The following is a 21099-nucleotide window of genomic DNA, read 5'->3' as shown; positions in this document are numbered from 1 at the left end:
TGTTATTATAGAGTCTATAGTAGACTTCAAGTCAACAAGAAAAATTACATTAAGTGACATTGTTTTTCCACAAAATCCTTGAGCAGCGTTTTCGGCCCGGCGACTTTAAAAAAAATCGTGTACGTTTTCGCGTCCTTCTTCACGACTTCGCCTTTTCCAATCGTCGGATGCACGATCCAGTCGCCAATCGCGAACGCCTTTTTACGGCTTGGCTGACGCAAAACGAGCGATTTGCGCAAGTCGGGATCTTTGGGCTTCTGCTCTTTCATGACGACCACGTCCTGGTTATACAGCAAGTCGATCAAATCGTCGAACGTTTCCACCGCGCGAATCTTTCCGTTGCGGGCCAGCGCCACGTACATGCCATACGCCAGCGCAAGAACCGGCTCCTTTTCGCAGGAAAATCCATCGTATTCGCACAGCTTGCGCGAAAGCACCCGGTTTTGACGCAGCGCCAGAAACACGAGCCAAATCAAAAAGGCTTCCGCCGGATACAAGGGATACGAGGTGTTTTCAAACGTGTAGCGCACAAGCGAACCCGATGTCCGGCAGCGGGGATCGTCTTGCGCGGCAGCGGGCGTGGCGCCATACAAGTCGACGTACGGCCCGCCGTGTTCAAACACTTTGGACGCCTGCACGATGTTGGCAAGCGAAAACTCCTTTTTCAGCGAAGGGACGAGCATTTCCAGCTTCGTCAGCGAAAACGGATCGTCCGGCTGGACGCGAAGCACGTTTTTTCCGTCGGCGCTTTCCGTTTTTATAAAGTATGGTTTCTTTGCCTTGGGGCAATAGATGGTTTTGTCTTTCATAGCTTCAGTATACGATTTTGCGTTGTAAACTGAAAATTTAACGCTTTTTTTGAAAAATATCAAATTGTAAGCGATATCATATATTGATATACTGAATGCAGAAAAGAGAGGAAATAGAGATTATGAACAAAGGATCAAAACTTCTTTGGACCGGCGCACTCGCGCTTTCCCTGGTCGGCTGTTCGTCGGGAACTAGCGATACCTCGGCCAGCGCCGGGCGCAAGACGCTGAATCTGGCCAAAGAAAACGACGTCATTACGATGGACTCGACTCTGGCAACCGACGGGATGTCGTTCGAGGTCATCAACATGACCATCGAAGGGTTGGAAACGACCGACGAGAACGGGGACATCGTGCCCGCGCTGGCCGAAAGCTACGATGTGTCCGAGGACGGCTTGACGTACACGTTCCATTTGCGGGACGCGTCCTGGGACAACGGCGATCCGGTGACGGCCGCCGATTTCGAGTACGCCTGGAAAGACGCCGCCAGCGATCCGACCAGCGACTACGCCTACATTTTCGGAACGGATGGCGCGTGCATCAAAGGAGCCGGCGAGGCGATGGGCAACCCCGAAAACAAAGACGCGCTGGCGGTCAAAGCCAAAGACGACAAAACATTCGTGGTCGAGCTGGAGCGAAAAACGCCGTATTTCGTTTCCCTGACGACTTTCCCGCCGTTTTATCCAGTCAACGAGGCGTTCGCCACCGAACAAGGCGAGCAATACGGCTTGTCGGCCGACACGCTCATGGCGTGCGGTCCATTCAAGCTGGTCAACTGGACCAAAGGCAACTCGCTCAAGCTGGAGAAAAACGAGAACTACTGGGGCGCCGACGACGTCGCGCTGGAGGAAATCAACATTTCCATCGTGCCGGAGCCGAGCTCGGCCGCGCTCGCCTTCGAAAACGGAACGACCGACTACGCCCGCCTGAACTCCTCGCTTGTCGACAAATACAAAGACAACCCGGCGTACAAGTCGGTTCTTGGCAGCTTCCTGTGGTATCTGCAATACAATTTGGACAACCCGGATCTGCAAAATGAAAACTTGCGTAAAGCGCTCGCCTACGTGGTGGATCGCGACAACTTGACTCAAAACGTCCTGAAAGACGGCTCCATTCCGGCGGAAGGCTTCGTGACCCGTCAGCTTTCCAACGGCCCGGACGGCAAGGATTACCGCGAAACCACGGAAGGTTTCTTCCTCGAACGCGGCGAGGACACGAAAAAACTCGCGCAAGAGTATTTTGAAAAAGCGAAAAAAGAACTCGGCAAAGACGAGATCACGCTGCGCTTCCTGTTCGAGCCAAGCGATCCGTCCAAGTCGGCTGCCGAATTTATGCAGTCCGAGTTCGCGAGCCTGGATGGCTTGAACATCGAAATGGTTTCCCAGGAGAAAAACGTCCGTCTCAAAACCCAACAAAACGGCGACTTTGATCTCGTGCTCACGCGATGGGGTCCGGACTACGCCGATCCGACGACGTATTTGAACGTTCTGGTGCCGGGCGGCTCCTTCAACTTTGGAAAATACGATTCCGACGAATACAAGAAGGCGCTGGACGAAGCCGCGAACGCCAGCACCGACGAAGCGCGCTGGGACGCGTTGAAAAAAGCGGAAAAAATCGCGATGGAAGACGTGGCGGTCGCTCCGATTTTCCAGACCGGCGCATCCGACTTGCTCAACCCAAGCGTAAAACACCTTGTCGACAATCCGGTCGGCGTGCCGTTCGTCTACAAGTACGTGACGATCGACGATCAAGAATAAAAAGAAGAAGCCGCGCGTGCGGCTTTTTTTGAAAGGAGAGTTATGAAACAAGCATTGATCCACGGCAAAATCTATCAAGGAAGCGGCGCGTTTTGCGAAGCGCTTCTGATCGAAAACGGCACGATTCTCCAGGCGGGCCGCACCGAGGACATCGCCCCTTGCGCCGACACCGTTTTCGACTTGCAAGGCCGCGTCGTGCTGCCCGGCTTCAACGACTCGCATTTGCACGCGATGATGGTTGGCGAAACGCTTTGCGACGTCGACTTGTCCGCCTGCCGCTCGATCGCCGACATTCAGCAAGCCATACGCGCCTACCTCGATACCCATCAAGGCGCCACGCTAGTGCATGGCATCGGCTGGAACCAGGACCAGCTTGAAGAACGACGCTGTTTGGAGCGGCACGATCTGGACGCGGTCAGCGCGACGATTCCGATGGTCATGGAACGCGTCTGCACCCATGTCCTGACGGTGAACACGGCGATGAAAAACAAAGTGAATCTTGTGGACGAGGACTTTGATCCCGATACCGGCATCGCGCAAGAAAACGCCTGCGCTCCGTTTTTGCGCGATGTCCGCGACAAAAGCGAGGCGACGATTTTAAACCAGCTCGAAACAGTGGCCGCCCACTGTCTTCGCCACGGCATCACGTCCATTCAAACCGCGGACATCAAGGACGGCAACTTTGAACGCGTCTTCGCGGCGTACGCCCGGTTCGCGGCCCGCCAAACGCTGCGCATCACACATCAGTTCCACATCGAGGACATCCCAACGCTCGAACGCTTTTTGCGAACGTGCCAGCCCCGAACGACGCGTTTCCATCGAATCGGACCGATCAAGGCGTTTATGGACGGCTCGCTCGGCGCCCGGACCGCGTGGCTTTCCTCACCTTACCGCGACGACCCTTCGACTTGCGGCATCCAGGTGACGACAGCGCAGAAATTTCAAGAGCTGGCCGTCTACGCCAAAAAGAAGCGGCTGCCCCTCATCACCCACGCCATTGGCGATGCCGCCATCGCCTGCGTTCTCGACCAGTACGAGGCGCTGCAGGAACCCGGCAATCCGCTGCGCTGGGGCGTCGTCCACGTCCAAATCACCGGCCGGGATTTGCTGGAGCGCTTTCGAAGCCAAAACATCGTGGCCTACATCCAGCCCGTCTTTCTCGAATACGACTTGCACATCGTGGAAGAGCGCGTAGGCAAGACGCTGGCCGCCACGTCATACGCGTTCGAGACGCTCCACGATTTCGGTGTTCCGCTCTGTCTGGGCACGGACGCGCCCGTGGAAAGCGTCGATCCCTTCAAAAACCTGCACTGCGCCGTCTTTCGGCAAGACTACGACCGCTATCCAAAAAACGGCTGGAACGCGCAGGAACGGCTTTCGCTCGAGGATGCCATCGACGCCTACACGCAAGGAAGCGCGTTCGCCCAGGGGATGGAAAAAAAGCTTGGAAAGCTCGAGCCGGGGTACTGGGCCGATCTTGTCGTCATCGACCACGACATTTTTCAAGACTCAAAGACGCTGCTTGAAACCAAGGCGCTGAAAACGATGTGTCATGGAATGTGGGTATATTCCCGCTAAATAAAAACGAAAAACAATCGCGGCTTGTCTTCGCGATTGTTTTTTTGTTCATCGCAGCGCTTCCAGCACGCTGTCCCCTATCATGTACGGCTTTCTCTCGATGTCGAAATTCGCCAAAATCGTCATCCCGACCGTTCCAAAGCTGGATTGCGTTTTGAGCGTGCCCGTCGATTGGAACCGGGGCGCCCACAACAAGAGCGGCGTCTTTTCCCGGGTGTGGTCGGTGCCCGTATGCGTCGGGTCGTTGCCGTGGTCGGCGGTCACGATCAGCAGATCCGTTTCTTGCATCGCGTCCATCAATTCGCCCAGCTTGCCATCGAACGTCTCAAGCTCCCGTCCGTAGCCGATCGGATTTCGCCGATGGCCCCACTTGGCGTCAAAATCGACCAGGTTCGTAAAGACGAGTCCTTCCCACGGTTCGTCAGCCATGGCGATCGTCTGCTCCATGCCCTCCACGCTCGAATTCGAATGCACGCTTCTCGTGATGCCGCGGCCGTTGAAAATATCGTGGATCTTGCCAATCGCGACCACGGCCTTGCCGTTGTCCTTTAACAAGTCGAGAACGGTCTTCCGCGGCGGATCCACCGACAAGTCTTTGCGGTTGGGCGTGCGCTCGAATCCGCTTTCGGCATCGCCCAAATAAGGTCTGGCGATGACGCGTCCCACTTTCCATTCCGGCTTCATCGTGATGTCGCGGGCGATTTGGCAAACGCGGTACAGCTCGTCCAGCCCCATGCTTTTTTCGTGGCCGCAAATTTGCAGGACAGAATCCGCGGATGTGTACACGATCATTTTCCGCGAGCCGGACGCGAGCTCCTGCCCGGCCAGCTCCGTTAAGATCTCCGTGCCGCTGGCCGCCTTGTTGCCAATGACTTCGTGGCCGGTTCGCCGCTCGAGCTCGTCGATCAGCGCCTGGGGAAAGCCGGTGTTCGTAAACGTGACAAACGGCTTTTCTGTGCGTAGCCCCATCATCTCCCAGTGGCCTGTCGTCGTGTCCTTGCCGACGGAGCGTTCCTTGAGGGCGCACCGGTAGCCGGTCAGCGGCGCGTTCCGGCACGCGTGCGCCGGTTGAGCCAGCTCGCCCAGCCCCAGACGCATGAGGTTCGGAATCCGAAACGGATCCATCCGCTCGTCAATGTGCAAAAACGTGTTCGCCCCCTCGTCGCCATACGCCGCCGCGTCGTCCATCGCCCCGATCCCAAACGAGTCAATGACGATCAAAAATACGCGTTTGAATGCTTCCATGAACCAAATCCTCCTTTTCGCTTTTCATCCTACCATAAAAAGAGTCCCGTTTCCGAGACTCCCTGTCAATCTTCTTTCACGTATCCGGCAATGTCCCGATACGAAAACGCCGCCGTCATCGGCCGGTTGTAAATTTTCTCGTACGCCGCGCAGCGCTGCTCGTAGTCTTTTTTCGCCATCGCGATGCTGTTGGCACGATCCGACAAGGCGGGATCCGGAAAAATCGGATCCAGAATATGAAGCGTGTACTGGACGTTTTTAAAATGGTCGTCATCCATCGTGTCCAGATCCTGCACTTCGGTAAAACACGAAATGACCGGCACGCCCAGCTTGCTGGCGTAATAGTAGGCGCCCCGCTTGCAAGGACGCGGCTTGCGGTAGTTGAACCACATTTCCTGTTCGGGATAAATCAGGATATAGTCCTTTTGCTCGACGACTTGCCGCAAAAGGTCGACAAAGTCGTGGCGCATGTAGTCGTAGTTGTCGCTAATCGGAATGTTGTCGCCATTGTTCATCAAAAATCCGAAAAAGCCATCCATCGCCAAATTGGCTTCCTGAATGACCGTATACACATCCCGGCCGTCCTTTTCGGCGATCATCTTTTTCACCACCGTGTTGTCCAGCTGGTTGAAGTGGTTGCTCGTGATGATCGCCCCGCCTTCGATGGCCTCAATTTTGTCTAATCCCACGATTTGGGTCCGGTGGTTGACCAGCTTCGTATAGTATTTGATGATGTAGCGCGCCAGCCGGGCGTCCAGCTCCTGCGCCCGCGTGCCCTGCCGCGCCAAAAACCCTTGCACGAGCGCGTCTTTTTGTTCCGGCGTCAAAACCGGATCGTCCAGCTCCGCCTTGGCGTTGAGCTCGTTGTCCGAAACGAGCTGGCGGATGTGCTCGACGACCGCCGGCCGGTCGTTGCCAAGAATCATAGCCGCGCCTCTTGCCCGCTTTCAAACACTTTGCGCATCGTCACGGCCTGGTCGGGGATCGCGTTGCCGCGCGACACGAGCTGGGCCAGCGATTGCGCGTCCTTCTGCTTTTGCGCGTCGGAATAGCCTTGTTTGTACGCGACGATTTCCTCGTAGAAATCCGACCGCTTCGCCACGTCCCAAAAGTATTTTTCATACTTGACGTCGTCGTAGCACCACGGCTTGTCAAACAAGTTGTAGTGGATGATTTGCGGATTTTCAAACTCGTCCAAATCGCATGGCATCGAGTCCCACGTCGGATCCAAATAGACGACTTTGTCCTTGCACAACGCGTTCAAATAATCCTGGTCCGGCGCGATCGTGTCAAAGTGGTATTTCGCCATCAAGTCCAAAAACCGGCTCGCCAAATGGTGCTCGCGCATCGCCTGGAAGTTCATCAGCAGGATCCCGGAATTGAAATAGTGGTCCTTGTCGACGCCCACGGCGTCTTTGACATAGTGGTTGAGTTCGAGCACGTTGGCGATGGAGTAGTCGTTCACGACGCCAAGATAGTTGTCCTCCAAAGCGATGGCGTACATCTTCGAAATGTCGCCCGGCACGCAAATGTCGCTGTCCAAATAAATCGCCTTGTCGTATTGCGGAAACATGTCCGGCAAAAACAGGCGGGTGAAAATCGTCAGCGTGAAATAGTCGGCGCGCAAGTAGTTTCCTTCCCAGTCTGTGATCGACTCCATCGTTTCCGTCATCGGCAAAAACGAAATCGAGAAGTCGTCGCCGGCAATTCGACTCAAACGCTCGATCGTGTCCGGACGCATGTTGTGGTAGACGACGTGCACATCGTAGCGGCACGCCGGGCTGGCGTTTTCCTTGAGCGACAGCAAAGCGACGGAAAGCCACGGCGCGTAGCCTTCGTCGATTGTGAAAAAAATGGGAATATTGGGTTTTGTTGTCATGTCAGAGTTCCTTTCCTGGACGAGGCGTCGCGGCGAACGCGTCGTATTCGGCATACAAGCCATCGTATTCATGCAAGTGGAGAATGTCGTGCATTCCTTCGCGGTTCCACGGCTTCACGCTGACGGTATGCAAGACGGGAAAAGCGCGAAAGCTCGTGGTGAAATGCTGGAACACGGTGTCGTCCTGCAGCTGCCGCTGCTCGTTGTACCGGCGCGGCCAAAGCCGCTTCGAGCGCACGAGCTTGTTGAGCGCCGACTGGTCGGGCATGAACATCGAATGGCGCCGGCAGTAGCTTCTGGCCCGCGCGAACAAGCCGGTCTTGCGGATTTGCTCCAAATTAAGAAGCAGCACCCCCGAGTTCATGTAGTCGAATTGAAACATTTTCCGGTGGAAAAACCACTTGCCGTAATGATCGAGGACGCCGGCCAGCTCGATCCCGGTCATGTCCTGCTCGTAAAACGCCCGGGGAGAGCGGCGGCACAACACGTCCGTATCCAAATAAAGAATCCGGTCCGGCAGCGCGAGGCGGTCGGCATACAGGCGGAGCATGCAGTATGGCGTGAACCGCGTTTCCATGTTTTCCTCGGGAAGCTCCTCGCAAAACAAGGCAGTCACATCCAAAACCTCCACCGTGCCGGCTGAATGGCCCTGGTGGACGATCTTTTCGATCGTCTGAATCGTTTTGGCGTCGATTGGCTCGTACTGCCGGCCGTTTTGGCGCAAAGACATCGTCAATATATACACATGGAGCGGTTCGCTCACGTGGTTTTTGAGCGAAAGCACGCTTAAAATCAATCCTTGCGCGATATGGATATCGCCACAGTATAAAACGTTCATGCCTCCTCCTTTCGTTGGACGTACCGAATGACTTCGACGGTGTTTTTTTTGGCGTTCTTTCGCATTTGGCAATACACCTGCTCCGCGAGCTTCCGGCGCTTCGCCGGCCGCGAAAGCGTGTCGTCGGGATAAAACGGACCGTCGACGAACACCGTCCGCTCCACCCGGCCGCGCCGACCGCGCTGGTAAGTCACCGTCGCGCAATACACCGGTTTTCCCGTGTCGACCGCGAATTGGAACGACGCGTCGGAAAACGGGCGGATGCCTGTATAATACGGCCACACATGGGCCTCGGGAAAGATGGCGACGCTTTGGTTTTGCCCGACCCGGTACGCGATGGCTTTCCGGAATTCCTTCATGCCCTGACGGGTGTTCGGGAGCGGGAGCGCGCCAAGCATGGGCAGCAGCTTTCCAAAAAACGGAACGGACAAGTTGCTTGGCGAAGCCACGACGTATGCCCGCCGTTTGCGGTCAAGCTGGCTTGGCAAAAAAGGATCGCCCGTCGTTTGCGTATGGTTGATATATAAAAAATAGCCCTGGGCTTCGCGCGCCAGGCGTTCTTGGCCGATGAATCTCGTATGCAAACCATGGCGCAGCCATCCGGACGCGCCAAGCGAAAACAAGGCGTACAAGGCGTCGCTAGCCATTTGATAGCCGCGGCCGGTTCGAATCCACGTATACGTTTCGGGAAGCTTGAAGTCCTGGTTCCGGGCTGTCACCACGTCGTCCGCGAACGTACGAAACTCGATTACGCGTCGCATGTCTCGATTTCCTCCAGCACGGTCACGATCGTGCCATGGCTTTCCCACGACGTGGCGCGCCCGGCCCAGGCCAATGTGTCGATGGCGCGATAGGAAACGTCCCCGGCTTCGCTTTTTTGCTTGATATACGCCTCTTTGCGGGTCCAAAACGTCATGAACGCCGCCTCGGGGCGCGAACTGTTCGCCAGCGCGTGCCTTTCCGCCGCGGACAACGTCTTTTCCACGCGCTTCCAGGACAGCGGACGTACGGGTTCCATGTCGATGGAATCGTTGCGAGTGCTGATCAGGGCCGCCGCGCCCGTGGCGCAATGCGTCAGCGACACGAACCACGGTCCCATCGTCCATTTGCCGCTTGGCAACAGGCGCAAAGGCTGTAAAGGGATGGCGTGGCGCGTAAGCAGCGTCTGCAGCAGCGTGTACGCTTCGATCGACTGCTGGCGCGCTTGGGGATGGGTGTAGCGGTTGACGCGCTGCTGAAAACAAGGAGCCAGCGCGGCGTACGACGCCTCGGGGCCGTGCCCGAACCATCGGATCGCGAAATCACGCATGCGCGCTCAAATAGTCGGCGATGTCCTGCACGGTTTGCATTTGCTTAATGTCCTTGTCCAGGATCTCGATGTCGTATTCGTCCTCGAACTCGCCAACCATGTCCAAAACGTCCAAAGAGGTGAGGCCAAGATCGGCCACCAGACGGGAGTCGCTTTGAATGGTTGCGGCGGGAACGTCGGTATAATGCGTTAGGATTTCTATGATTTTCGTCATGATTCACACTCCTGTTCTTTGGCTCCGAATAATTTTTTTCGTCGGAGTCTTTTCAAATTCCCGGTCCCGGAAATAAAACCGTTCGATTTGCTTCGCCCTGGGCTGCCGGTCGTTGTACGCCTGCACATAGGCGGCAATTTTGTTTTCGGCGTCCTGCGCGGCGGGATCGGGATAGATTTCCGCGCACAGCGCTTTTTGACGGGCGAACACGACCACTTCCTCGACTTCCTCGCAGCGCGCCAGCTGCATCTCGATTTGTTCCGGCGAAACGTTTTCCCCGTTGCTGAGAATGATGAGGTTTTTCTCGCGCCCGTTTAAAAAAAGAAAGTTGTCCCGGTCCACGTAGCCGATGTCTTGCGTGTTGAACCATCCATCGCGCAGCACGGCGCGTGTCGCTTCGGGATCGCCGTAGTAGCCGCGCATGACGATATCGCCCTTGACCCATACTTCGCCTTGCTCGCCGATGCGCACCTGCACGCCGTCGACGATTTGACCGACGCTGTTCTTTTTTATAAAGTGGTTGCGGTTGACGGCCACGACGGGCGCGCACTCGGTAATGCCGTATCCGTTCAAGATCGTAATGCCCCAGGCGTGGAAATCGTCAATATAGCGCTGGTCGAGCGGCGCGCCGCCGCAAATGATGTATTGAAGGGCACCGCCAAGCGAATCGTGCACGGCCTTGAACGTCTTTTTGCGCATGTCGATGCCGATTTTCAGCAGCTGTTCGCACTGGCGCATTTTCCGGCGCGCTTGCGTTTCCTGGTGTTTCTGCTTGATTTGACTCCAAATGCGTTTATGAAACGTTTCCACAAACAACGGTACGAGAAAGACCGTTTGCGGCTTTTGTTCCTGAAACGTCTTTTGCACCCGCCGCAGCGAAGGGGCGATGTACGTCGCTTTGCCATAGTTCAGCACTTTTAGAACGCCAGTCACCAGCCCAAAACAATGATGGAACGGCAAAACGGCCACGGTATCGCCGGTGAGAACGAAGTTCTTGCACGCGGCGTTGATGTCGGCGGCGATGTTTTTGTGGCTGAGCATGACGGCCTTTGGGGTGCCGGTCGTTCCGCTCGTATAAAAATAGGCGCAAATCGTCTCCGGGTCAATTTGCACGCTCTCGAAATGGTCGGGGAGCGTCTTTCCTTTCTCGATCAGAGATGGAAGATCCTCGAACCACAGCGGCTGTATGGAGTCCGGCAAACAGGAAACGAGCGGATCGTCCTGCGCGCAAACGACGCCACCCGCGTCGCCAAGCGTCATCATCGCGACGATTTCTTCCGAAGCGGCGTCCTTGTCGATGGGCGCGGCGACGTTGCCTGCCAAAATCAAGGCGAAAAAGGCGACGATATACGCGTAGCTATTGCGCCCGACCAGCGCGATCGTCTGCCCGTGGATCTTTTGGTCGAACAGCCAGTTGGTCAAAGCGCGGATGTCCTGCCGCAATTCCAGTCTTGTTTTGGTGTGAAGCACCTTGTTTTCCGTCCAGCGGAAGGCGGGCGCTTGCGGATGGATCCGGGCCTGCTCGTCGATCAGGTGTTTCAAATCGTGGATTTCCTGTAGTTGGTATAGAGGATAAGCTTGGTTTTGATTCATCATAATTGTTACTTTCTTTGGATTTGTTGCAAATGTTGCACCCTTCTCATGCTTCTAGTTAAGCGTATCCGCTGTTTTTTCTCCAATGGAATGCCCAAAAAATGGGACGCTATCACATAAATCGCCACAAAAAAAACCTTGGACGTGTGGGGCCGTCCAAGGCTGTAAAACGAAAATCGCGCTATTTCTTATTCCATATTGGCGTGGCGTCCGAACATCGTGTCGGCGTCCATCCCGCGCCGGGCCATGAGCATCATCACGACGATGTCCATGAACAAGCCTTCGCTTTGCTCGAAAAGCGATCCCATCGGCTGAATGCTTTTCATATCCGTTTGCTTCGCGCTTTTCGGACTTGGCGCGCTGATCTCGATCACAAGATCCGCCATGTTCGCGATCGGGCTGTTTGGATCAATGGTGATCAGCGCCACTTTGGCGCCGACTTCTTTCGCTTTGCTCGCGTGGTTGACCAGGCTTTTCGTCGCACCCGAGCCGCTGCAAACGACAAGCAGTCCGCCCTTAGCGATGTTGGGCGTGCACGTTTCGCCAACCACGTAGCTTTTCAATCCCATGTGCATCAGACGCATCGCGAATCCTTTTACCTCGAATCCGCTTCGGCCCGCGCCGGCGCAAAACACCTCGTCGGCTTCGTCGAGCATCGTGGTGAACGCTTCGGCTTTTTGGGCGTCGACGGCTTGAAGGGTGTGCTGCAATTCCTTGAGTACCGTGTCGGCGTATTGTTCGTAATTCATGCGTTTTCCTCCTGGAGATGGCGCTTCATCTCTCGCGCGGTTTCACTGCGGCTGGCCGCGTTGCAAATCGCGCCGCCAACGACGACAATGGCCGCCCCTTCCCGGGCGATGGCGTCGATCGTGGACAGCTTGACCCCGCCGGCTACCGCGCTTTGCGCGTGCTCGATGACCTGGTTGACGACTTTCAACTCTTCGAGCGGGTCCTTTTGTCCGGTGGACTGGATGTCGAAAGCGGTGTGGATGCAAATGTAATCGACGCCCATTTGGTCGATTTCCCTTGTCCGTTTCGCCAGATCCTGCACGGCGATCATGTCGACCATGACTTTCTTTCCGTGCTTTTTCGCGGATCGGACGACGCCTTCGATCGTTTCGTCATAGCTTACGCCCAAAACGGTCACAATGTCGGCGCCGGCCTCGAAACATTTGTCGGCCTCGAATTCGCCGGCGTCCATGATTTTGGCGTCGGCCAGCACTTCGATATGGGGGAAGCGCTCTTTCAAAACGCGAACAGGCGCCATGCCCTGCTCGATAATAAACGGCGTTCCCACTTCGGCGATATCGACGGAATGGCCGGTTTCCTGAAGCAGTTCGATGCATTGTTCCAAAGTAAGCGTGTCCAGTGCGGCTTGCAGTTTCATAATCTCAAGTTCCTTTCGATGATGGTTTTCTTTTTCTTTATCATAGTGGATCAACTGAAAAAATGGAGCGTTTTTTTTCTTTTCCCGCCGATTCCACTTTTTTTTGTTTGGATTCCAACGTTTTCTTTTTTTCTATCCAAGATTTCCTTCGCCCGTCCAGCACGCGATCGCCTCCGCCACGGAAGAAACGATCGTCCCGGCTCGCTCCTGCACGGCCGCCGGCGCAAAGTCGAACGAAAAACTGTTTTCGATGCCCTCGATCATGGGCAGATCGTTGAAGTTGTCGCCAATGCAGGCAACATCCTCTTCCGCGATCCCCAACGCGGCCGCGACGGCTTTGATGCCGGTCGCTTTGGAGCAGCCCGCCGCCACGATGTCGATAAAGGTCCCGTTTTGAAAAAAGCTGCATGGCTGCTCGAGGCGTGCGAGCCGCCCGCACATCGCACGGGCGGCCGCCTCGCTTGAAAGCTCCATGGAAATTTGCAAAACCGGTTCCTGCACTTGTTGGGCCGAATGGATCGTTTCCACGTTTTGTCCAACGTTTTGGGCGGCCCAGCATGCGGGGTTTTGCACAAAAAACCGGGTCTTTCCGACGATGACTACGTTTTCAAGTCCCATGCGTTCCTCGATTTCCTCCAACACGGCCAAAGGCACCGTGCGCTCTTCCAAAACGTGTTCAGGATCGGTCGCGAACGAGGCGCCCGAGGAAGCGATAATAAAATCAAACTTCAGCGCCTCGCTTTGCAGGCTCCATAAATTACGCAGCGGCCGTCCTGAACACAAGCCAAACATGTTGCCTTGTTTTTGAAAGGCGCGAATCGCTTCCAGGTCTTCTTGCTTGTACCCGTCCTCAAAGTGAAGCGTTCCGTCATAGTCACTTGCCAACAATTTCATACTCATCCTCTTTTCTACGTCTTTATTTTCGCATAAAGGATCGTTTTCTGTGTTCTTTTTTCGTCCTTCTTCGCAAAAACAAAAACGGCAAGTTGGTTTTGCCGTTTTGTTTTTCTTCTTTTTGGATTTATTTAACCGCTTCGCCGGTTTCGTCGATGATCTCGACCATTTCAGCCTTTTCCGGATAGATCGTCTTGAAATCGTTTTTCATGCTGATCGTGTTAAAGCCGTCTTTTTTCGCCATATCCGCGACTTTCTGGGCTTTTTCCGTATTGCCATGATCCCGTTCGGTGTCATCGCACAAAAGCAGGAACGCTTCCGCCGGGTATTCGTTGTCCGTAATCGTGTAAATCGCCATGCTTTCATCGCCGGAGCTGTTTCCAAACGCCAGTACCGGCTGGATGCCGATTTCCCGGGCGATCGCCGTGACCTTGTTTGTCTTCAAGTTCTTTTTGATCAGCTCTTCGCCGCGGACAAGCTCGTCGTCTTTCGTATAGCCGTAGAACTCGCCGTCCTCGTCGCCTTCTTTGGATGCTTCGATCATCGTATCCGAAGCGATCACGTGGTTGGCCGGAATGCCTAGTTCTTTTGTGACGGCGGCACGCGTCGTCAGCCGGTCCGCGCCGGAAACGATGTAAACCTGGAAGTCATTGTCTTGCAGGAAGTCCACGACGTTGCGCATCGGCATGTAGAACGATTCGCCATACGTCAGACCGTCTTGTCCGTTGACAGGCAGATCCATAAAATCCTGCACGTATTTTTCATAATCATCAAGCGTCATGTCCTTGTACACTTCCGCCTGGTATTCAGAGAACTGCGCGTCGATCTCGTCCGTCACTTTCCCGTCGTATACAGCCGGTTCCGCCACGTCCGTCACGAACTCTTTGATTTTTTCCGGTGCTTTGTACGTTGGATCGTCCAGGACGCGGTGGAAGAACATCATCCATTCAAAATAGTATGGATTCGTTTCTGAAAGCAGGGTTCCATCCATGTCGAATACGGCGATCCGGTTTTCTTCCGGAATATAGTCTTCGGATTTCGGATCCGTTGCGTTTTTCACGAAATTGATCAGTTTTTGTTTGACTTTCGAATCTTTCGTCCAGTATTCAAAATCATTTTCTACAAAAGTCGGCTTTTGCGTTTCCGACGTTTGCTCTTTTTTCTCTTCTGCGTAAACGCTTGTAAAAGCTGGCGCATAGACGCCAAAGGCCATCGTTGTGGCGATCATTCCGCTTAAAAACCTGTGATACATATTTCTTTTCTCTCCTTAGCGAACCACAATCAAGAAAGCAGGCCTGTGTTCTTTACATTTGTCTGGTTCTTTTAAAACACCATCAGTATAGCGCTTTCATTAACGGGCGGTTAATTAAATGCTCAAAAATTTTTTTCATTTATTCGCGTGGATTTCTGAAAAGAAAATGCAAAAAAAAGACCTAGCAACGCAATGTCATTTAGTTAAGAAATGGCAGTCTTAGAGGATACATTTTAAAGTGTACCCTCTTTTTTTTTAGATAATTTTCTTATTTTTGTTGACTTCCATCCAAAAACGTGTGGCCAAGTATCATTCATGATACTTGGCCAATTGTTTATAGGCATTCGTCTGGAGGTTACTTATGAACAATTTTAAATCCTTGAAAAAACATCTCAATTCCTGTATCAAAACTATGGATCGCTCCCGCTCTCTTTTTGTCGTTGATCCCATGAAACATTTTACCCGGAAACGGAAACATCTTTTTGGTAATACTTTACTCAATGTCATTCTTCTTGAAGCTGGTTCCTTGAAAGATGAAATTTATAAACTCTTCGGATATCATCTCGATACACCAACAGCTTCTTCTTTTATACAGGCTAGAGACAAGATCCGTCCCGACGCTTTTCGCTCTCTTTTCGATTCTTTCAATCGAAACACCCATATCGTTCCTCTACTCAAGGGGTTTCGCTTGATCGCTGTGGATGGAACCGTTCTTCCTATCCGTAACGAATTCAAAGATGAAAAAACGACGATAATGAATGGCAATCAATCAAACATTCCATTTTCTGCTTTCCATATCAATACGAGCTACGATCTGTTGGAACATACCTACGAAGATGTCATTATCCAAGGTCAGGCTGTAATGGATGAAAATGGCGCTTTCCGTCAGATCGTTGAACGATATCAAGGAAGAAAAGCCATATTCATTGCCGATCGAGGCTATGAATCACTCAATTCGTTCGCCCAAATCAATCATTCCGGAAACAAATTCTTGATTCGGGTCAAAGATATCGGTTCAAGAACGAGTGTGCTTCGAAGCTTTGGTCCTTTTCCGGATACCGAATTCGATAGGACAGTCAAACGAACATTGACGAGGAGACAGACAAAGGAGATAAAGGCACATCCTGAGATCTATAAATTCGTACCGAAAAATCAACGATTCGATTATTTTGGCGAAAGTGAATTCTATGATATGAGTTTCCGAGTTGTCCGTTTTGAAATCAGTGACGGTACATATGAGAGTATCGTTACCAATCTGGATAAAGACGAATTCACAATAACGGAAATAAAGGAACTGTATCATAGACGCTGGGAAATCGAAACATCCTATCGGGATTTGAAATATGATCTTGACTTGAATACCCTGCATTCAAAAAAGCGAAATCTGATCGAACAGGAGATCTATGCAAGGTTGATCCTATATAACTTCTGTAGAAGGATTACCAACGAGGTGCGAATCAAAGAAAGAAAACGGGAATATGAATACCAATTGAATTATGTCCGCGCCTATCATATGATTCGAGATTATCTAAAGAAAAAGGGCAGAACGGATCTGCCCAATATCGAAGAATTGTTAGCCAAAGAAATACTACCAGTCCGCCACAATCGCCAAAATGAGCGGAAGATAAAACCCAAAAATGCGATAGGATTCAACTATCGCTATGACTAACAGTTAAATTATAAACTTAAAAAAATGGAGTGACAACACTTCAGTTTTTTGTCGTGCACATTTCAAAAAAAACCATCTGGAAATTAATCTCCAGATGGTTAAGCCATTTCTTAACTAAATGACATTGCTTAGCAACGTCCTATTTTCGCAGGCGCGAAGCCAACTATCGTCGGCGCAGAAGAGCTTGACTTCTGTGTTCGGTACGAGAACAGGTATTTCCTCTTCGCTATCATCACTAAATCTGTAACTATCTTACCCTATAGAAAAGAGAAACGCAACAAAAAAGATGATTTTTTATCCAACCATCTTTTTTGTCTTCAAAGTTGCCAAAAACGCCACGGCGCCCTCGATATCCAGCAGGTTTTCCAAAATGTACTCGATTCGAATCGGCTCCGGCAGCAGCGCGCGATACTTCGTCTTTTCCAAAAACGCTTCGACCCGCTCGGGTTCGCGTTCGAAAAAAGCGGTAAAATCCGCTTTCGTCCAGGAAACAGCCTGGCATTTTTCGATTTCCTTCCGTAAATCGAAGTGGCGGCTGGTCAGCGAGATCGCGGAACTCCATTCGCTGCTACGTACGCATTCCGTCTGGCTGACAATCGAAAGCATGAGTGCAAGCGTGTGGTTGATCTTCGTGCCCCGAAACGTTTGCAGCCGCACATTCCCCTGTTCGTCTTCCGCAAACGTCGCCGTCGTACGGTTTTGGATGGCTTGACGCAAAACCGGGTAGTCCGGATAGTCGTATGGCCGTTCCATGATCGCTTTCATTTCCTGCCGAATGGCGTCCGAAACGACGACGCCCGGAATGCCAAGCTTGAGCGTGCGGCCATCCTGGGCGGGCACCACGTCGACCCGCTTCTTTTTCGCGTCCATACGCATCACTTCCCACGCCTTTCCCGCCACCACGATCAGGCTGCCGCGCTTCATCCATGGCGGCGGCACGACTTCCGCCAGCTTTTCGTCGCCCGCGTAAATGCCAAACGCCTCGTCTTCCTCGAACAACGAAAAAAACGATCCTTTTTCCATGAGCGTTTCCAGCGCGCGCCCCGCGATGACGTCCGGTCCGCATATTTCGATCATTTCCTGCTTACGCAAAAAGCGGAAAATCTGCGTTTTTTCGTCGTCCTTCACCCACCGCCAAGCCTGCATCGAATGGTTCAGCTGCCGGAACTCGTCCAGCGGAATGCTGCCTCTTTGCAAAACGAGCGACAGTACCTGGTGGGCGAACACGTTGTATGGCTTGCGCACGAGCAGCACCGAATCCAGTTGTCCGCGCTTGAGCAGCGACAGCGCCGCGTAGCCTTGCAAAAACAGCCAGGGCTCGCTTGAAATCAGGACGAGTCTGGACGGGGTGTGTCGTCGTCCGCTTCGGCCCACGCGCTGCGCCAGCGATGTAGGACGGATTTTGCGGACATTCAAAATAAAAAAGAATGTGGAGGTAACAGACAATGGCAAAGACGATTTTTGAGGAACTGGGCGGCAAATACAAGCGGCAAGGAGATTACTTAATACCATGCTTGACTGTATCCACCGAAGAAGAACAGCCGATAGGCACATGGGGGCAGCGGCATTTGGATTATTTGAAGCAGTACCGCAAGGTTACATACACCAATCTTCTCACAAGCGGCAGGCTCAACGCTTATCTTGCCGACATTGACAGGCAGGCGCAGGAACGCTTTGAAAGGCTCATAGAGGGCATGAAACAAGGACAGGGCATAACGGAACGCCTAAAGGAAGAAAACGCCTTAGAATGGACAGGGCGGCTCAACAACATAAGGGCTTGTGCGAGAGAAATTGTGAATAGGGAAATTATCTACGTATAATAGAATGGCGATGGAGTATAAGAAGCTCTATCGCCTTTTTATAACAAGGTTATAGTAAATGGTGCAGCATGAGATAGCCCTTGACTTAACTAATCTAATTTGTTAAAATATAAATCTGATTAAGTATATGGGAGGTGCTATTTTGCCTAAAACAAAAATAGATAAAGAATTGGTTATCAAAGAAGCTGCATATATAGCGAATAAAATGGGCATAGAAAATCTTTCGTTGAAAACACTCGCAGCACAATTAGGTGTTAAGTCACCATCACTTTATAATCATGTTGATGGACTTGATGACCTAAAACAGCAGATTATGCTTTATGGGTGGAAGGAAATGGAAGATAGAATTATCCAAGTTGTAATAGGACTTACTGGATATGATGCAATTAGAGCTATGTGCCACGCTTTCCATAAGTATGCAACAGAAAACCAAGGGGTTTTCAGTGCTATGCTTTGGTACAACCAATTTGAAAATGAACAGACCAGAGAAGTAACTTCAAAGATGTTTTCGGTATTCTTCAAAATAACTAAATCACTGAATATTTCGCAAGATAATTGCTCTCACTTAGTTAGAATGTTTAGAGGGTTTTTAGAGGGATTTGCATTACTTGAAAATCATCGTGCCTTTGGGAATGTACAGTCAATAGAAGATAGTTTTAATTTGTCAATAGATATTTTGATTGAAGGGATGAAAAAATTAGAGGAGAAATGGTAGCATAATGGCATATCAGTAAAAAATATGAAAAGAAAAATTAAAAAAGCTATTTGCGTAATGATATTGCTGGCTTATGCCATCACATTTGGAAATAATACGGTTTTGGCAAACACAAATGTGAAATATGATAATATTGACAACCAATTAAAGAGGGAACTGGATGAATTACATATCCCGGGAATGGCAGTTACCATTGTAGATTCAAAAGAAGTTCTGCTTGCTGAAACTTATGGAAATTGTAAAAGCATAGATACACCTTTTATTATAGGGTCTATAAGCAAATCATTTACTGCGTTAGCCATTATGCGGCTTGTGGAAGAAGATAAAATTGATTTAGACGAAAAAATTTCGGCTTATATTGACCCCTCAGCTTATTTTATAAATGAATCAGATGGAAATAAAATCACGGTAAGACAGCTTTTGAACCAGACAGGCGGCTTAGGCACATATCAGCGTTTTGGCAATGCAAAAATAACAGAGAGTTACGGTCAGCATCAATATGCAAATATCAATTATGGCTTGTTGGGCGAGATTATAGAAGCAGTCAGTGGAGTTAGTTATTCTGAGTATATGAATAAAAAAATTTTTCTGCCTCTACATATGGAACACACGGCGGCGACACTTGAACAAAGTAAAGAAAATGGATTAATCAGAGGGTATCAAAATTATTTCGGGTTTCCGATTGCAGAGGAGCCAGACTATCCCGATGAACATTCGTGGTCTACCGTTCCAGCAGGTTATTTGAGTTCCAGCGTATCAGATATGGCAAAGTATTTGCAGATGTATCTAAACGGGGGAATGGGGATTATCAGTCAAGACAGCTTAAACACTATGTTTTATGAGAATGTATATGTAGATGATAATACGCCCTATTATTACGGAATGGGATGGACTTTGACAGAAGAATATACAGAGCCTGTATTGGGGCATTCTGGATTGGTTGAGAATTATATTTCAAATATGTTGTTGCTACCAGAAAGCGGATTAGGAATCGTCATTCTTATTAATATGAATGACTATCTGGTTACCAATCAGTTAGCAGATATTATAAGCAAAAATGTGATATTTGCTATTTTGGGTAAAGAGCAATATAAAATATCTGGCAACCCATATATTGTAAGGCATTTGTTGCTGAATGTGGCATATTTTGCGTTATTAACAACAGCAGTATATCCAATAGCAACAATAAAAAAATGGAAGAAAAAGAAACGGACAAAACCGTTGACCGCTTTTGATATTATAAGACATGGTATATTACCGCTACTTTTACTTTGCTTGCCCGAAATGATTGGTGTTCCAATATGGGTGATATGGTATTTTGTAAAAGATGTATGTGTTGTTTTGTTGGTAAGTTCAAGTTTGCTTTTTTCAGTAGGATTATACAAGATATTTTATAGGATACATTGGAGGATGAAAATGGAAAAATTTGAATGGATACGTTGTCCCGTATGTGGAAATAAAACTCGAAACAGGATAAAAGAAGATACAGAACTGAAGAATTTCCCCCTTTACTGCCCGAAATGTAAACATGAAAGTTTGATAGAAGTAAAGGATTTGCAAATAACCGTTATCAAGTAATTGGATACTAAGTGAAGCTGAAGAATGAAATCAAAAACAGAAAGGTTAGAAAATGATATGGAAAGTAATATTCTTGAATTTGAATGTGTAGGGTTAAATGATGGTGGAAAATTCCCTATTGAGAATACAGGCAGAGGGCAAGATATTTCACCAGAATTTATCATTCAGAATCTAAATACAAATGCAGTTACTTTGATGATTACGCTTGAGGACTTGAGCCATCCGATAAAGGGATTTACGCATTGGATTATTTGGAATATTCCTGCAACAGATAAAATTATAAAAGCAATTCCGTCAGGGAAATCAATATCTTCATTACAAGGTGCGATACAAGGAATTGGGTATGGCTTTCATTGTTATGCAGGACCGAAACCGCCTAAAGGAAAATCTCACAAGTATTGCTTTACTGTTTATGTATTAGATTGTAAACTTGATTTGTCCCCCGTTTCTTTCAAACGAAAAGTTTTGAGTAAGGCTAATCGCCATATTATTCAGAAAGGAAGAATTTATGGGTATTTTGAATAAATAAGCATGGAATACGTTGATAAAAGAGCCAGACGCA

At 50.6% G+C, this 21099-nt stretch carries 21 protein-coding genes, 1 rRNA gene and 1 pseudogene; 8 read left to right on the top strand and 15 right to left on the bottom strand.

The genetic code is table 11. The features are described 5' to 3' along the window. Nucleotides 1-44: 44 nt before the first annotated feature. Nucleotides 45-809, bottom strand: a complete 765-nt coding sequence (locus tag ABNS49_RS01765; RefSeq protein ID WP_289197109.1) for a hypothetical protein — start codon at nt 807-809, stop codon at nt 45-47. Between the two features lie 122 nt (nt 810-931). On the opposite strand from ABNS49_RS01765, the gene ABNS49_RS01760 reads away from it, so the two are divergent. Then, nucleotides 932-2566: a peptide ABC transporter substrate-binding protein gene (locus tag ABNS49_RS01760; RefSeq protein ID WP_168353648.1), complete on the top strand. Its 1635-nt coding sequence runs from the start codon at nt 932-934 to the stop codon at nt 2564-2566. A gap of 42 nt (nt 2567-2608) precedes the next feature. After that, nucleotides 2609-4144: an amidohydrolase gene (locus ABNS49_RS01755; protein WP_135981095.1), complete on the top strand. Its 1536-nt coding sequence runs from the start codon at nt 2609-2611 to the stop codon at nt 4142-4144. Between the two features lie 48 nt (nt 4145-4192). Here ABNS49_RS01755 and ABNS49_RS01750 read toward each other — a convergent pair whose 3' ends face one another. From ABNS49_RS01750 to ABNS49_RS01695, 12 genes are all read right to left on the bottom strand, one after another. Beyond that, on the bottom strand, nt 4193-5389 hold the full coding sequence (locus ABNS49_RS01750) for a phosphopentomutase (RefSeq protein WP_135981096.1): 1197 nt from the start codon (nt 5387-5389) through the stop codon (nt 4193-4195). A 65-nt stretch (nt 5390-5454) separates the two neighbouring features. Next, a complete protein-coding gene (locus tag ABNS49_RS01745; RefSeq protein ID WP_135981097.1) occupies nt 5455-6315 on the bottom strand; it encodes a lysophospholipid acyltransferase family protein in 861 nt (286 codons plus the stop codon). Then, the gene (locus tag ABNS49_RS01740; RefSeq protein WP_168353649.1) at nt 6312-7268 is read right to left on the bottom strand and encodes a glycosyltransferase family 8 protein; all 957 of its coding nucleotides are present in this window, start codon (nt 7266-7268) and stop codon (nt 6312-6314) included. Before ABNS49_RS01740 ends, ABNS49_RS01745 begins: the two co-directional genes overlap by 4 nt. Before the next feature lies 1 nt (nt 7269). Then, nucleotides 7270-8106 carry a glycosyltransferase gene (locus ABNS49_RS01735; RefSeq protein ID WP_135981099.1) on the bottom strand — a complete coding sequence of 279 codons (837 nt, stop codon included), beginning with the start codon at nt 8104-8106 and terminating at the stop codon, nt 7270-7272. Next, entirely contained in the window at nt 8103-8867 is a 765-nt protein-coding gene (locus ABNS49_RS01730; protein WP_135981100.1) for a lysophospholipid acyltransferase family protein, read from the bottom strand. The genes ABNS49_RS01735 and ABNS49_RS01730 overlap by 4 nt, the downstream gene beginning before the upstream one ends. Beyond that, nucleotides 8855-9415 carry a 4'-phosphopantetheinyl transferase superfamily protein gene (locus ABNS49_RS01725; protein ID WP_135981101.1) on the bottom strand — a complete coding sequence of 187 codons (561 nt, stop codon included), beginning with the start codon at nt 9413-9415 and terminating at the stop codon, nt 8855-8857. The genes ABNS49_RS01730 and ABNS49_RS01725 overlap by 13 nt, the downstream gene beginning before the upstream one ends. Then, on the bottom strand, nt 9408-9629 hold the full coding sequence (locus ABNS49_RS01720; protein WP_135981102.1) for an acyl carrier protein: 222 nt from the start codon (nt 9627-9629) through the stop codon (nt 9408-9410). The genes ABNS49_RS01725 and ABNS49_RS01720 overlap by 8 nt, the downstream gene beginning before the upstream one ends. A 3-nt stretch (nt 9630-9632) precedes the next feature. Further along, on the bottom strand, nt 9633-11225 hold the full coding sequence (locus tag ABNS49_RS01715) for an AMP-binding protein (RefSeq protein ID WP_135981103.1): 1593 nt from the start codon (nt 11223-11225) through the stop codon (nt 9633-9635). A gap of 185 nt (nt 11226-11410) precedes the next feature. After that, the gene (hxlB, locus tag ABNS49_RS01710) at nt 11411-11971 is read right to left on the bottom strand and encodes a 6-phospho-3-hexuloisomerase (RefSeq protein ID WP_135981104.1); all 561 of its coding nucleotides are present in this window, start codon (nt 11969-11971) and stop codon (nt 11411-11413) included. Continuing rightward, complete coding sequence (gene hxlA, locus ABNS49_RS01705) at nt 11968-12609, bottom strand: 3-hexulose-6-phosphate synthase (protein WP_348687749.1); 642 nt, start codon at nt 12607-12609, stop codon at nt 11968-11970. Before hxlA ends, hxlB begins: the two co-directional genes overlap by 4 nt. Nucleotides 12610-12741: 132 nt before the next feature. Further along, on the bottom strand, nt 12742-13503 hold the full coding sequence (locus ABNS49_RS01700; protein WP_168353650.1) for an HAD family hydrolase: 762 nt from the start codon (nt 13501-13503) through the stop codon (nt 12742-12744). A 127-nt stretch (nt 13504-13630) separates the two neighbouring features. After that, nucleotides 13631-14755, bottom strand: coding sequence for an HAD family hydrolase (locus ABNS49_RS01695; protein WP_135981107.1), 1125 nt, complete (start codon nt 14753-14755; stop codon nt 13631-13633). A 361-nt stretch (nt 14756-15116) separates the two neighbouring features. Between ABNS49_RS01695 and ABNS49_RS01690 the strand changes: the two genes are divergently transcribed. After that, complete coding sequence (locus ABNS49_RS01690) at nt 15117-16424, top strand: IS4 family transposase (protein ID WP_348687746.1); 1308 nt, start codon at nt 15117-15119, stop codon at nt 16422-16424. A gap of 126 nt (nt 16425-16550) precedes the next feature. On the opposite strand, the gene rrf is transcribed toward ABNS49_RS01690, so the two are convergent. After that, nucleotides 16551-16664 (bottom strand): 5S ribosomal RNA (gene rrf / locus ABNS49_RS01685). Nucleotides 16665-16718: 54 nt separating this feature from the next. Then, nucleotides 16719-17840, bottom strand: coding sequence for a hypothetical protein (locus ABNS49_RS01680; RefSeq protein WP_305151901.1), 1122 nt, complete (start codon nt 17838-17840; stop codon nt 16719-16721). A gap of 29 nt (nt 17841-17869) precedes the next feature. On the opposite strand from ABNS49_RS01680, the gene ABNS49_RS01675 reads away from it, so the two are divergent. The 5 genes and pseudogenes from ABNS49_RS01675 (at nt 17870) to ABNS49_RS01655 (ending at nt 21062) form a co-directional block, all read left to right on the top strand. After that, nucleotides 17870-18244, top strand: coding sequence for a TnpV protein (locus ABNS49_RS01675; RefSeq protein WP_348687744.1), 375 nt, complete (start codon nt 17870-17872; stop codon nt 18242-18244). 142 nt (nt 18245-18386) lie between these two features. After that, nucleotides 18387-18959 carry a TetR/AcrR family transcriptional regulator gene (locus ABNS49_RS01670; protein ID WP_135992304.1) on the top strand — a complete coding sequence of 191 codons (573 nt, stop codon included), beginning with the start codon at nt 18387-18389 and terminating at the stop codon, nt 18957-18959. Between the two features lie 24 nt (nt 18960-18983). Continuing rightward, nucleotides 18984-19964 (top strand): annotated as a pseudogene (locus ABNS49_RS01665) (serine hydrolase domain-containing protein); the annotation flags it as partial. A 411-nt stretch (nt 19965-20375) separates the two neighbouring features. Beyond that, nucleotides 20376-20537, top strand: coding sequence for a cysteine-rich KTR domain-containing protein (locus ABNS49_RS01660; protein ID WP_168356794.1), 162 nt, complete (start codon nt 20376-20378; stop codon nt 20535-20537). Nucleotides 20538-20561: 24 nt separating this feature from the next. Beyond that, nucleotides 20562-21062 carry a YbhB/YbcL family Raf kinase inhibitor-like protein gene (locus tag ABNS49_RS01655; RefSeq protein ID WP_275443804.1) on the top strand — a complete coding sequence of 167 codons (501 nt, stop codon included), beginning with the start codon at nt 20562-20564 and terminating at the stop codon, nt 21060-21062. Nucleotides 21063-21099: the final 37 nt, after the last annotated feature.

Origin of the sequence: uncultured Dubosiella sp. (genome assembly GCF_964018005.1) — a bacterium.
GTDB classification, from domain to species: Bacteria; Bacillota_I; Bacilli_A; order Erysipelotrichales; family Erysipelotrichaceae; genus Dubosiella; species Dubosiella muris.
This window is presented reverse-complemented; position numbering and strand designations above follow the sequence as displayed.